This window comes from Burkholderia sp. RF7-non_BP4, assembly GCF_001521935.1.
Classification (GTDB): Bacteria; Pseudomonadota; Gammaproteobacteria; order Burkholderiales; family Burkholderiaceae; genus Burkholderia; species Burkholderia diffusa.
The window spans coordinates 1-519 of the sequence record NZ_LOTA01000044.1; the positions used below are offsets into that span (position 1 = coordinate 1).

General features: G+C 63.6%; 1 protein-coding gene. It reads left to right on the forward strand.

Annotation, left to right across the window (positions count from 1 at the left end):
- The coding region (locus WS49_RS17225) for an electron transfer flavoprotein subunit beta/FixA family protein (RefSeq protein ID WP_179949263.1) at nucleotides 1-480 on the forward strand (480 nt) is incomplete at its 5' end.
- Between the last annotated feature and the right edge of the window lie 39 nt (nucleotides 481-519).

Here is a 519-nt window from a genome sequence, read left to right on the forward strand (position 1 = left end):
AGCGTCGAGCCGCTGGCCGTCGCGAAGATCCTGAAGGCGCTGGTCGACAAGGAACAGCCGCAACTCGTGATTCTCGGCAAGCAGGCGATCGACGACGATTCGAACCAGACGGGGCAGATGCTGGCCGCGCTGGCAGGTTTGCCGCAAGCGACGTTCGCATCGAAGGTCACGATCGCCGATGGCCGTGCCACGGTCGCCCGTGAAGTCGACGGCGGCGCGGAAACGCTGTCGCTGACGCTGCCGGCAGTCGTGACGACCGACCTGCGCCTGAACGAGCCGCGTTATGTGACGCTGCCGAACATCATGAAGGCGAAGAAGAAGCCGCTGGAAACGGTGAAGCCGGAAGACTTGGGCGTGGACGTCGCGCCGCGTCTGAAGACGCTGAAGGTGGCCGAGCCGCCGAAGCGCGCGGCTGGCGTGAAGGTGCCGGACGTGAAGACGCTGGTCGAGAAGCTGAAGACCGAAGCCAAGGTGCTGTAAGAGGGAGCGGAAAGAAATGACGATTCTGGTGATTGCAGA